This is a genomic window from Ketobacter sp., assembly GCF_003671495.1.
Lineage (GTDB): Bacteria > Pseudomonadota > Gammaproteobacteria > Pseudomonadales > Ketobacteraceae > Ketobacter.
The window spans coordinates 118,923-131,373 of the sequence record NZ_RCHN01000023.1; the positions used below are offsets into that span (position 1 = coordinate 118,923).

Below are 12,451 nucleotides of genomic sequence, written 5' to 3' on the forward strand. Positions count from 1 at the left end.
TCAGTCTTGAGCTTCGAGTGCCCGAGTAAACAACACTCGATGTTGCCCCGGCCCGTCGTAATCCAACGCCGCGATGGGTTGCCCTTCGCCATCATAGGCAGACGCCCGAAACCCCAGCCGCTGGTGAAAGGCGATGGAGGTCAGGTTGGTTGGGGAAGTGACGCACTTCACCCGGCTGACGCCACGCTGTCGACAGTGGCGAAAAAAATGCTCGTACATGCTGCGGGCAATAGTGGAGCGCCGGTAATCGGGGTCCACCCCCACAAAATGCACGTATCCGGTGTCGGGACTGGATTCGGGCAGAAATCCCACCAGAAACCCGACGATGCGCGTTCCGTCCAGGCACACGAAACTGGAATGGTGGAAGTAAGTGAAGAACAGGCGGGGCAGCATATCGGTCATGGCGCGCCCACCCCACCAGGCATTCAGTCGTTGCATCAGGAACGGATAATCCGCTTCCTCAAGCGTGCGGTACTGCCAGTGAAATTCCTTGTTCACCCCTGTTGCCCTGCGCTGATCACGATGGCTTTTATTTCACTGCAGAGGCGGCGAGGCGTCAACCGGAATCAGTGGCTGCTGGCCCCCGGGGTGATACCGAACTCCCGTTTATAGGCGGTCACAAAGTTGGAAGGGTGACGATAGCCTGCCAGAAAGGCAGCCTCCCCAATGCTGATACGCTGTTGCTCCAGGGCGGTGCGGGCGTGGCGCAGCCGTTGTGAACGGATGAAATGCACCACGGTCTGGCCATAGGTGGCTTTGAACTGACGTTGCAGGGTGCTCACGCTCAGGCCCACCTGCCGGGCAATGTCATTCAGGCTCAGGCAGTTCTGCCAGTGCTGTTCAATGTAATGGCGGGCTTTGTCCAGGGGGTGGGTGGTGCCACCACCGGCGGTGGGGCGCTCGGGCTGCTGTGCCTGTGCGGCTGCCTGTAACAACTCCACCGCAAAATATTCCGTTTGCAGTTGCTGCAGATCCGGTGACGCCGCCGCCGGTTCCAGGATGCGTTGTGCCAGGTGGACAATGGTTTCATCTGCATCCCAGTGCCAGGCGCGATTGTCGCAGCCCAGCCAGTCAGAGAGGGTGCGGGTGAGGCTGGCGCAATACCCCCCTTGCTGCTCGATCCAGCCGGGTTCCAGCGACACCTGCACCTTGCGCAGGTTGCGACCCTGGCGCACATGGCGCAATAAGGTGGTGGGCTGCGGGGTGGCAATGACAAACACCCGGCAGCCGTGCCCGGCACCGGCTTGCAGATGATGGTGCGCGCCGGCCAGGCTGAATTCCAGCTCCCCTTCCAGCAATACGCCAATGGTCAGGCAGCGGGCGCGCCGCAGGGGCACATCCCGATCCTCGGTTTCCAGGCTGTCGGTGGTGTGCACGTAGATGCCGGTGCGGTAGCGTTCACAATGCAATCGGCCCCGGCTGATCCGGGTCAGATCCGGCAGCAGTTGGTAGGGATGGGGAAGGCGTCCATTGGCCTGCATTGGATATTCCTCATAACAGATTGACGATTTCGCATAACAGTTTGTGCAGCCGTCGTGGCGATGGTTGAGTATCATAAATGAAAAATACTCTCATTTACAGTTGGTAAGTGATGCTATTTACTTTGTGATGTCAGCCAGAGCGTAGAGGTTGTAATGAAACATTTGACGATTTATGTGGGGGTGGCCACGGCGGCCATGGGAACAATTGCGTTTGCGGATGAAGCGGAAACGCCCACTCTGGAGCCGGTGACGGTGTGGGCCACTGAGGTGCGGGCTTCGTCTGTGGATATGGATGAAGAGGCCATAGCCATCAAGCAGGCGGACCACATCAGTGATCTGCTGCGCCCGATTCCCGGGGTGGATGTGGGGGGCAGTCACTCCCTCAACCAGCGCATCACCATCCGCAGCATGGACGATAAAGACCTGCGGATCTATATCGACGGCGCCAACCAGAATACCTACATGTACCACCACATGGGCAACCTGCAGATCAATGCCAATATCCTGAAATCGGTGGACATCGAGGTGGGTAACAACTCCGTGGTGAACGGTGGCCTGGGGGGTACCGTGCGCTTCGAGACCAAGGAAGCCAAGGAGCTGCTGAAGCCCGGCCAGCAGGTGGGTGCCTTCGGCCAGTACACCTATAACGACAATGCCTCCCAGAGCACGGTGCTGTCGGCGTACGCCCAGTTGAATGACCAGTTCGACGTGTTGGCCTACTACAACCTGATCAACCGCGACAACTTTGAAGTGGGCGGTGGTGAGATCAAGGATGCCGATGGCAACAAGATTCCCGGAACCGACGGCACCGTTCGCGGCCTGGAAGGGGATCTGGACGATGCCCTGTTGAAGTTCGGCTGGGACATCTCCGCCACCCAGCGCCTGTCCCTGAGCTACGAAGCCTATTCCGACGAAGGGGATTACAGCTATCGCCCGGACATGGGTCTGGCTACCGACATCGCCATCGCCGACGGTACCAACACGCCGCTCACCTATCCCACGGAGTTCACCCGGGACACCCTTACCCTGAATCACGAGGTTGAGCTGGGCAATCAAACCTGGGTCAAAACCGCGCTCTATCAGAACACCAGTGAGTTCTGGCGGGATGAGACCGGTTTGAGCCAGGCGCTGCAGCCGTTCCTGCGGGCCGCCGCCGGGATCAAGGAGGCCACGGCAGAAAACACCGGCCTGAATATTCTGGCGGAGACGGTCCTGACTGCCGGCGTGGACCATGAGCTGACGTACGGGATCGACACCATTCGCTACAAGACCGATTATGAAGAGACACTGGTGTCCGGCAGTTCCCTGCAGGCAGGGGAAGAAGCCACCGACGGTGCCCTTTTCCTGCAGGACCGGATCAGTCTGGGTGGCGGTGTGGCGTTGATCCCCGGCATCCGTTATGCCTATTACGACATTGACTCCCATGTGGTGGACGACAGCTATGATGACCTGCTGGGGGCGTTCGCCGCCGAACTGGAACTGGACAATCGCTGGTTGTTCCGGGTCAGTACCACGCAACTGTTCAAGGGCCCGGAGCTGGGTGAGGCTTATATTCGGGCGGGCAGTGGGGACACACCCAATCAAAGCATCAAAGCGGAAACCGGCACTAACAATGAGTTCTCCCTGGCGTTCCAGGACAGACTCCTGAACCTGGATCGTTTCCACGCCGGCTTTACCCTGTTCCAGACCACCATCGACGATTACATCTATGACTACGCGGAAACCGCCACCTTCGAAGGCAAGGATAACGTGGGCACCATGGAGATCGAAGGTTATGAAGCCTACGCCGGCCTGGAAGTGGGTGGCCTGAGTGTGCTGCTGAGCTACGCCAGTGCTGAAAGTGATCTGGATGCCGATGACGAATACGCGGATCTGGATGGCGCCCGTATCGACCGGGAGCAGGGCGATTCTGTGAGCCTGCTGTTCGACTACTTCGTTGCCTCCATTGATCTGAGCCTGCATTGGGATGTGCAGTGGGTGGATGACCTGGACGACGACATCGACCTGGATGGCGCCGGTAACGACCGTTTCAAAGAGGGCTACACCGTGCACAATATCTCCGCCCGCTGGACACCGGCGGCGGTGGATGGGTTGGCCTTGACCGTGGGCGTGGATAACCTGTTTGACGAGTACTATGCGTCCCAGTCTTCCCGCACCGGGGTCACCGGGCATCCCGTGTTCGGCGATCTGTTCCTGCTGGATTACGAGCCCGGTCGTAACGTGAAGGCCACCATCGCCTACCAGTTCTGAGTTCTTTATTTTTGGCTATCCCATACGGGCCCGTTTTCTGGGCCCGTTTTGCGTGAGAGGGGGCAAACATGCGTACGACTATCTGGAGTTTGATGGCCTGGCTGTGGCTGGCGCCGATGTGGGCGGTGGCGGCACCGGTGGAAATCACCGATCTGGCAGGGCGCTCGGTCTCGCTGCCGCAACCGGCCCAGCGTTTTGTGATCAGCGAGGGGCGTTATGTGCTGGCGCTCAGCCTGCTGCGGCCGCAGCAGCCGGTGGCCGGCCTGGTGGGGATGATGCAGCCGGTGAGCTGGACCTATCCGGATCTGGAACAGCAGTTATTCACCCGCTTTCCGGAAGCCCGCGACATTGCCCTCTTCGGTCATCAGGACCGCAGCAGTGTGTCGGTGGAAAAACTCATCGACCTGAAGCCGGAGGTGGCCATTTTCGGACTGCACGACCATGGCCCGGGCACGGAAAACGCCGAACTGCTGCAACAACTGGAAAGCGCCGGCATCACCCCGGTGTTCATCGATTTCCGGCTCGATCCGCTGCACAACACCGTGCCGTCCATGCGCATCCTGGGACAGGTCCTGGGTGCGGAGGCGCAGGCGGAGCAATACATCGCGTTCTACCAACAGCGGCAGCAGGCGATTGCCAGCGGGCTCAAAGATCTGGATTCACGCCCCACCGTGTTCCTGCAGGCCCATGCGGGGCGCTTTGATTGTTGTATCGGTATGGCGGACGGCATGCTGGGGCCCTTTGTGGAGGCCGCCGGCGGCCAGAATATCGCTGACGCCGTGGCACCGGGCCCCACCTCCAAGCACACCCTGGAGTTTTTGCTGGTGGAGAATCCGGACGTGTGGATCGGTACCGCGTCCGGCACGGCAGCGGATCGTGCGGCGGGTAAATCCTGGGTGGCTCTGGGCCCGGGCATGACCGCGACCACCGCCACGGCCAGCCTGCAGGCCTATCTTGCCAGCCCGGAGTTCCAGGCCCTGGATGCGGTACGCACCGGCCGCGCCCACGCCATCTGGCATGACTTCTACAATTCACCCCTCAACATTGTGGCGTTGGAAGCCTTCGCCCAATGGCTTCACCCGGAGCGCTTTCCAACGCTGGACCCGGAACAGACCCAGCGTCTGATCTTTGAAACCTTCACCCCGTTTCACTGGGATGGGGTGGCGACGTCCACGGTGCCTGCAGCCTCCGGAGCCCGCTGATGGAGGCCTCGTTTCGTCAACTGGGCTGGCGTCGGCTGGTGATGCTGGGGGGGCTGCTGCTGGCGTTGCTGGCGTCGTTGTTGCTGGATCTGCAGGCGGGGCCGGCGGATCTGTCGTTAGGCCAGATCCTGGCAGCCCTGTGGGACAGTGAGCAGCTGGATCTGCGGCACCGCATTATTCTGTTCGACGTGCGGCTGCCGGATGCCCTGATTGCCTTGGCGGTGGGGGCGGCACTGGGCCTGTCGGGCCTGGAAACCCAGACCGTACTGAATAATCCCCTGGCCAGTCCCTACACGTTGGGGGTGTCGGCGTTTGCCGCCTTCGGGGCCGGTCTGGCCATCGTCTTCATGCCCACTCTGCCGGGAATCGGCCATACCCTGATGCTGCCGTTGCTGGCTCTGCTGTTTGCCCTGTTGTGCGGTGGCCTGGTGTTATTGTTCTCGCGGCTCACCGGGGGCGCTCGGGAATCCGTGGTGCTGTTCGGCATGGCGCTGTTTTTTCTGGGTACTGCCCTGACCTCGGCCCTGCAATACGTGGGGGATACCGAGGCGGTGGACCAGATTGTGTTCTGGACTATCGGCGATCTGACCAAGGCCGGTTGGCCGGAAGTGATCGCGGTGAGCCTGTGCTTTGCCCTGGTGTTGCCGTTCAGTCTGCGTCACGTCTGGGTCTTAACCCTGCTGCGGGCCGGTGAGGCCCAGGCCCAAAGCCTGGGGCTGGATCTGAATCGGATTCGCCTGTGGGTGTTGCTGCGGGTGTCGGTGCTCTGTGCTTTTGCCGTGTGCTTTGTGGGGGCCATCGGCTTTGTGGGACTGATTGGCCCCCACATCGCCCGTATATTGCTGGGGGAGGATCATCGTTACCTGGTGCCGGGGGCAGCGCTCTGTGGAGCCCTGATTTTGTCCCTGGCGTCGTTCCTGTCCAAGGCGCTGCTGCCGGGGGTCATCATTCCGGTGGGGATCATTACCTCCCTGGTGGGGGTGCCGATTTTTCTGGCATTGATCGTGGGGCAGAAGCGACGGGTATGAGTGTGTTCGAAGTCAACAATATCAACGTCTTCTATGGCCGCACCCAACGGTTGTTCGGGGTGGATCTGCCGCCATTGCAGTCAGGGGATGTGCTGGGTTTATTGGGTGCCAATGCCGCCGGCAAGTCCACCCTGATGCGCACCCTGGCAGGCCAGCAGGATTTTCGCGGTGGCACAATCCGGTTTGCCGGCCAGGAGCTGCAACGCCACCGCGCCCGCCACTGGCTGGCCGGGGTGGGTTTCATGCCACAGACACCGCCCCAGGAATCCGCTCTGCGCCCCTTTGAGCTGTTGTGGAGCGCGGCCCGTGCGTTGGGCGTCACCCTCAGTGATCAGGCGCTCACCCAGCGCATCGAAGCCCTGCTGGCGCGCCTGGGGCTGGCGGAACGGGCCATGGCGCCTTTGTACTCCCTGTCCGGGGGCAAGCGGCAACTGGTGGGCCTGGCGCTGGCGCTGATCCGTGATCCGCAACTGATGCTGCTGGATGAGCCCACTTCGGCGCTGGATCTGCACTGGCGCATGGTGGTTCTGGATCTGGTGCAGGAGCGGGTGCAGGCGCAGCAGGGCATTGCCATTGCCGCGTTACACGATCTGGATCTGGCCGCCCGTTACTGTACCCAGCTGGTGATGCTGGAACAGGGCCGGGTGGTGGCCGCCGGGCCGGTGGCCGAGGTGCTGAACCCCGCCAACATCGCCCGGGTGTTCAAGGTGGAAGCCCAGGTGGAGATCGGCCCCATGGGCTATCCCCGGGTGCAGGTGCTGAATGCCATCAGGCATCCAGGGTAGCACCGCCGTCCACCCTTAGATCATGCAGGGTGATATGGCGGGCCTCGTCGCTGGCCAGAAAGCGCACGGCGTTGGCGATGTCCTCGGGGGACGCGATGCGCTGCAGGGGAATCCCCAGGCGAAACTGCTCCGGGGAACCCTGCAATACCCCGGCGGGCACTTCATCGGAGGTCCACAATTGCCGTTGCATGTCGGTGTCGGTGGAACCCGGTGAGACGATGTTGCAGCGGATTCCGTAGGGTGCCAGCTCCAGGCCCAGGCAGCGGGTGAACTGGTGGCTGGCGGCTTTGGAGGCGGCGTAGGCACCCATCTGGGTCCGGGCCGTGGTGGCGGCGTTGGAGCCGACGGTGATGATGCAGCCCCGGCGCCGGGTCACCAGGCGCCGCGCCACGCTGGTACTGAGGTTGAACACGCCGGTGCTGTTGACCGCCAGGGTGCGGTCCCAGTCCTCGGCGGCCATCTCCAGCAGGGGGACCAGGCGCAGAATACCGGCCACGTTCACCAGGGTATGCAGCTCTCCCAGTTGATCTTCCACCCGGGTGACGGCCTGTTCCACGGCGCTCCGGTCGCTGACGTCCAATATCAAACCGAGGGTCTTCACGGAATAAGTGGCCGCCAGTTCGCGGGCCAGTTCGGTGACGTCCGGCTGGCAGTCCAGCAAGGCCAGGGGATGTCCCAGGGCGGCGAAGGTGCGGGCCACCGCCGCGCCGATGCCGCGGGCGGCACCACTGATCATGACCACCTGAGTTTTCGATTCCACGGAGCTACTGCTCATCCAGTTCATCCATGATGCGGTGGCGTTCGGCGTGATAGCTTTCCTCGTCGTGCTGGTCTTTCCAGTAGGGCACGGCATAGAGCATTTTTTTGGGCAGTTGTTTTTCCTGCAACACGTAGTCGCGAATGGCCACCACCTGGCTGTTTTCCCCGGCCACCATCACCGACGGGGTACCCGGCAGCCAGGGCAGCGATACCACTTTGTCCAGCAGCAAGGTGCTGACACCGGGCAGCTTGGAGCCCCGCATCAACCAGTGTACCGTCACCCCAGGTGGAGCCTGCAGGGGCACAATCTCGTCGGCGCTGGCCACTTCCATCAGGGCATAGCCGCGGGCGTTGTCCGGCAGCGCGCTGAGGGCGGCGGCCAGGGCGGCGTAGGCGCTGGGGTCCGCCACCAGCAGGTACCAGTCGGCGGCGGGTTTGACCCGGTCCGGGCCGCCGGGGCCGGCAACACCAATGGCGTCACCGGGTTGGGCGCGCTGGGCCCAGCTGGAACCGGGGCCGTTATCTCCGTGCAGCACAAAATCCACCTCCAGCTCACCGGCGTCCGCGTGGTAACGGCTGACACTGTAGGTGCGCACAATGGGGCGTTCGTGATCCGGTGGCCACACGGGGCCGCTGGGGCCCAGGGTGGGCAACACCGGATCGGTCTGGTGTGGCTGGGGGAACATCAGTTTGATGTGGGCACCGTCGCTGTCGGATGGAAACCCGGCCAGGGCGTCCCCGGCCAGGGTCACGCGCTTGAGGCCGGGGCTCAGCAGGCGGGTGTGTTTGACCCTGAGCAGGCGCGGTGGCGTGCGGCGGGGTGTGGTGTTACTCATGCTATAGGTTCCGGTTCGCTGTGCAGTTGCAGGCGGCGGGCGATGGTCTGGCCTACGGTGGCCAAAGGGCCCTGCCGATGCATTTGAAAGTGATTACAATCCAGGTTCACCCGCTCGATCCTGCCCTGAATGTAGGCATTCCACAAGATCCAATCCGGCTCATCCGGCCGCCGTTGGCTGGCGCGGAACAGCAATACATCGCCACAGAAGAGGGGGTGCTCCGCCTGGCGGTATTGCAGCATATTCTGTACGGCGGTATCTGCCAGGCGCAGTAACAGATCGGCGTTGTATTGAGCCAGGGGGCTGCCCGGCGCCTGCAGTACGTTGAGCAGGTCGGTTTCGGAGCGGGGCTCACCCTGGGCATCGTTGGCGTCGGTGATGTCGTCCAGCAGCATCAGCAGGCCGTCCCGGCGTTGGGGCGGCTCCGCATTGCGCCAGTGGTCGGCGGGGTAGGCATCCAGCAGAAACAGGTGCTCCACCGTTTCCCCCAGTTGTTGCAGCCGGGCCGCCAAGGTCTGGGCGATGCCACCCCCCATGGACCAGCCCAGCAGGCGATAGGGCCCCTGCCAACGGGACCGGATCAGCGCCAGGTACTGGTCGATCATGTGGTTCCAGGTCGCGGGCTGTTGCTGCAGCATGCCGGGGGACTGAATACCGATCAACGGCACCCCAGGCAGGTGGCGTGCCAGCCCGGCGTAACTCCAGCTCATGCCGTCCGCCGGGTGGATGCAGAAAATCGGTGTGCCGGAACCGGGTTGCAGTTCCAGCTCCATGGCCAGCTCGGGGTATTCCGCGGTCGGCGGTGAGGGCGGCGCTGTGCCTGTGGTGCCTGCCACGGATGCGGCCGGTTGCCCCAGGGCCTGGGCCAGTTCACCCAGTTGTGGGTGGCGGAACAGAATGGCAGCGGCCACCGGCTGTTGCAGGCGCTGGCTGAGGCGGTTGGCCACCTGGATGGCCTGCAGGGATTTGCCCCCCAGGGCAAAGAACTCCGCATTACGGTCACGGGGGGCAATCCCCAGGATGCGTTGCCATACGTCGGCTATGACCGCCTCCATTGCGCTGAACTGGTGCCCTGCCATCGAATTCAACACCGCTTCCTGCACCGGGTTCTGGTCCAGCCATGCCTGGCGCAGGCGGCGGCGGTCGATCTTGTTATTGGCGTTGCGGGGCAGCTCCCTGCGCCAGTGCAGCTGGGTGGGCATGGCGGCAGCCAGCAGTTGCGGCTGCAGCCAGTCCTCGAATCCGGCAATGGGTTGCGCATTGCCATTGGAATTGGCACCGGCGTTGGCATCAGCATTGACGGTGGTCAGGAACGCCACCAGGATCACCCGGGCCGGGGTCTCCACTGCCAACACCGCGCATTCCCGCACCTGCGGGTGGGCACTGATGACGTTTTCAATGGCGGTGGGGGAAATGCGCTGGCCGCTGATCTTCAGTTCGTCGTCCTGGCGCCCCAGGTAAAGCAGGGTGCCATCCGCCTGCTGCAGCACCCGGTCGCCGGTGCGATAGGCCCGGGGGCATTCCGGCAGCCAGTCCAGCTGAATAAAACGCTGGGCGGTAAGGGCGGGATTCTGCCAGTAGCCGTTGGCCAGGGTAGGGCCCAGCACACAGAGCTCGCCGGAATCCCCGGGCAATACCGGCAGTGCGTCGGCGTCCACCACGGCCGTCTGCAGGCCGGGCAGGGGAGTACCGATGCTGATGCTGGAACCCGCGCGATGGGCGCTTGTGAGATGGGCACTGGTGCACACCACCGTGGTTTCAGTGGGGCCGTAGGTGTTGATCAGCTGCACCTGGGGCGAGACCTGTTGCTGCCACAGGGCCAGTTGGGCCGGCAAGGCCGCCTCGCCGCCGATGATGACGATGCGCACGCAGGGGGGCAGGGAAAGCCCGGTGTGGGCGATGGCAAACACCAGCTCGTGCCAGAAGGCGGTGGGCAGATCCAGCACACTGATGGCGTGGGCAGCGCACTGATCCAGAAAGGCTGCCATGGAGTCCAGGCTGTTGTCCGCGCGCAACACCAGGGTGGCCCCCTGGGTGAGGGCCAGGAAAATTTCTTCCACGCTGGCGTCGAAATGCAGGGGTGCGAATTGCAGGAGGGTGTCATCAGCGTGGATGCCGTAGCGCTGGCTGGCGGCCACGCAGAAATGATCCAGGGCCCCACGGCCGATCACCACCCCGTTGGGGGTGCCGGTGGAGCCAGAGGTGTAGAGCAGATACGCGGGCTGGTCGGCGGTTACCGGCACTGGGTTGAGCATTGGCAGTGGCTGTGGCACCTCGCTTCCGGCCTGATCCAGATCCAGGCGCCGGCGCGGTTCCAGCCAGGGCTCTCGGCGCCAATCCTGCGGCAGGCTGGCATCGACCAGGGTCAGGTGTGGGTCGGCGTGCTCAACAATCCGTTGTGCCCGCTGCCGCGGTCCAGCGGGGTCCAGGGGGATGTAGCTTGCCCCCACCCACAGGCAGGCCAGCATGGCCACCAGGGTCTGGCTGCGGCGCGGCAGCAACAGGGCAATGCGGTCGCCGGGCTCTATACCCTGTTCCGCCAGAATACCCGCCAGGGATTGCACCTCCGGCAACAGCTGACCGTAACTCAGCCGTTGGCCGTTGGGGCTGATGATGGCGGTGTGCCGGGGGCGCTGGCGGGCGTGTTGCAACAGGGCTTGTGTGATGCTTTGGCCGCTGGCATCGTTGCTTAACGCCGAAGTTGCCGCAGGCAAAAGGCCATTCAACAGAGTGTGGCCACGATGCTGCTGATGGATGCGTTGGTAAAGGGGCTGGTGGTTTGGCGCTGCCAGGGCATCCAGCAGTGTCAGCAGTTGTTGGCCGTGCTGTTCCAGTTGCGCCAGGGTATAGGCGTCGGCGTTGGCCTCGATGCTGATCACACACTGCTCCCGTTGCGGCAGGATATTCAGCGCCAGGTCTTCCACCGGTCCGGCGGACAGTGGGTGGGAGCTGGCCTGTACCGCACCGAACGGCAGGGGGCGGTCGAAGGGCATCAGGTTCAGCACCGGACCGAACAGACGGCGGCCGCTGCCCAGGGCCAGATCCTGCTTCATGGACTCATAGCGATAGCGCAAGTGGGGGCGACAGGCTTGCCAGTCGCGCTGGATCTGTTGCACCAGCTGGCGCAGGTTGCTGTGAAGGTCCACGGTGATTGGCAGCGGCACGATGTTCATGTGCATGCAGGGTACTTTGAGGGCAGGAGACCCCAGCCGGTTCATGACCGGGACCCCCAGGGTGAGCTGGTTGCGTCCGGTCTGATCGTACAACCACAGGGCCACCCCGGCCGCCAGCCAGCAGAACCAGTCGGCCTGCAGGCGCTGGGCGGATTGCTGCCAGCGCTGCAGACGGGCCGCGGGCAGGGTCAGGCGATGCCGTAATACCTCCCGGCTCACCGGCTGCATGGGGGTCAGGCGGGCTGGTGCCGGCTGGGCCTGCAGCCGATCCCGCCAGAAGGCCTGGTCCCGGTGGTAATCCGGGCTGTCGGGGTAGGCGCATTCGGCATCCAGCACCGGCTGCAGGGGCGCCAAGGGGAGTTCGGAAGCAGCTGGACGCGCAGTGTCACCGGCAGCGTTGTAGAGCGCGGCGATGCGGCGTAGCAGCAGGGCGAAGCCGAAGCCGTCCAGCAGAATATGATGGGCCTGCAACAGCAACAGGTGGTGCCCGGGGGATAACTGCAGCAGGTGACAGTGCCAGAGCGGGCCCTGTTCCAGATCCACCGGGATACGCAATTGGGCCTGCATCCAGGCCTCCGCTGCCGCCCGCCGTTGGGACGGGTCTACGGAATCGAATGCGCGCAGCGTACAGCAGGCTTCCGGCACGGGGCCGGGCTGCTGCCAGACCGTGCCGTCCCGCTCCACGAAACGCATGTGCAAGGCTTCGCATTCCAGCACCGCCGCCCGCACCGCCTGCTGCAGCCGTTCGCAATCCAGCTCAGTGTCCTGTAACTGGGAGTCCTGTAACTGAGAGCCCCGTAACTGAGAGCCCAGCAGTTCCAGATATTCGGCGGTCCAATAGGCGGGGTTTTCCGGGTCCAGTTGTTGGCCTAGCCAGATGCCCATCTGGGCGGGGGTGATCGGCAGAGGCGGTGACCGTAGTGTCGAGCGCAACATG

The 12,451-nt window shown here is 63.4% G+C and carries 8 protein-coding genes and 1 pseudogene; 4 read left to right on the top strand and 5 right to left on the bottom strand.

Going from position 1 to position 12,451, the window contains the following annotated elements; all coding sequences use genetic code 11:
* Both D9N14_RS12455 and D9N14_RS12460 read right to left on the bottom strand, forming a co-directional pair.
* Window positions 1–501, bottom strand: a pseudogene (locus D9N14_RS12455) (GNAT family N-acetyltransferase); the annotation flags it as partial.
* A gap of 65 nt (window positions 502–566) precedes the next feature.
* Entirely contained in the window at window positions 567–1,481 is a 915-nt protein-coding gene (locus D9N14_RS12460) for a helix-turn-helix transcriptional regulator (protein WP_290580114.1), read from the bottom strand.
* A gap of 153 nt (window positions 1,482–1,634) precedes the next feature.
* On the opposite strand from D9N14_RS12460, the gene D9N14_RS12465 reads away from it, so the two are divergent.
* From D9N14_RS12465 to D9N14_RS12480, 4 genes are all read left to right on the top strand, one after another.
* Complete coding sequence (locus D9N14_RS12465) at window positions 1,635–3,731, top strand: TonB-dependent receptor domain-containing protein (protein ID WP_290580116.1); 2,097 nt, start codon at window positions 1,635–1,637, stop codon at window positions 3,729–3,731.
* A gap of 68 nt (window positions 3,732–3,799) precedes the next feature.
* Window positions 3,800–4,933: an ABC transporter substrate-binding protein gene (locus D9N14_RS12470; protein WP_290580118.1), complete on the top strand. Its 1,134-nt coding sequence runs from the start codon at window positions 3,800–3,802 to the stop codon at window positions 4,931–4,933.
* A complete protein-coding gene (locus tag D9N14_RS12475; protein ID WP_290580120.1) occupies window positions 4,933–5,961 on the top strand; it encodes a FecCD family ABC transporter permease in 1,029 nt (342 codons plus the stop codon). The genes D9N14_RS12470 and D9N14_RS12475 overlap by 1 nt, the downstream gene beginning before the upstream one ends.
* A complete protein-coding gene (locus D9N14_RS12480; RefSeq protein ID WP_290580122.1) occupies window positions 5,958–6,746 on the top strand; it encodes an ABC transporter ATP-binding protein in 789 nt (262 codons plus the stop codon). The genes D9N14_RS12475 and D9N14_RS12480 overlap by 4 nt, the downstream gene beginning before the upstream one ends.
* Here the strand turns inward: D9N14_RS12480 and D9N14_RS12485 are convergent.
* Genes D9N14_RS12485 through D9N14_RS12495 form a run of 3 tightly spaced genes read right to left on the bottom strand, consistent with a single transcriptional unit; the run spans window position 6,730 to window position 12,450 of the window.
* Window positions 6,730–7,521: a 2,3-dihydro-2,3-dihydroxybenzoate dehydrogenase gene (locus D9N14_RS12485; protein ID WP_290580124.1), complete on the bottom strand. Its 792-nt coding sequence runs from the start codon at window positions 7,519–7,521 to the stop codon at window positions 6,730–6,732. The genes D9N14_RS12480 and D9N14_RS12485 overlap by 17 nt on opposite strands.
* Window positions 7,511–8,341, bottom strand: coding sequence for a siderophore-interacting protein (locus D9N14_RS12490; protein ID WP_290580126.1), 831 nt, complete (start codon window positions 8,339–8,341; stop codon window positions 7,511–7,513). Before D9N14_RS12490 ends, D9N14_RS12485 begins: the two co-directional genes overlap by 11 nt.
* Window positions 8,338–12,450 carry an amino acid adenylation domain-containing protein gene (locus D9N14_RS12495; RefSeq protein ID WP_290580128.1) on the bottom strand — a complete coding sequence of 1,371 codons (4,113 nt, stop codon included), beginning with the start codon at window positions 12,448–12,450 and terminating at the stop codon, window positions 8,338–8,340. Before D9N14_RS12495 ends, D9N14_RS12490 begins: the two co-directional genes overlap by 4 nt.
* Window position 12,451: the final 1 nt, after the last annotated feature.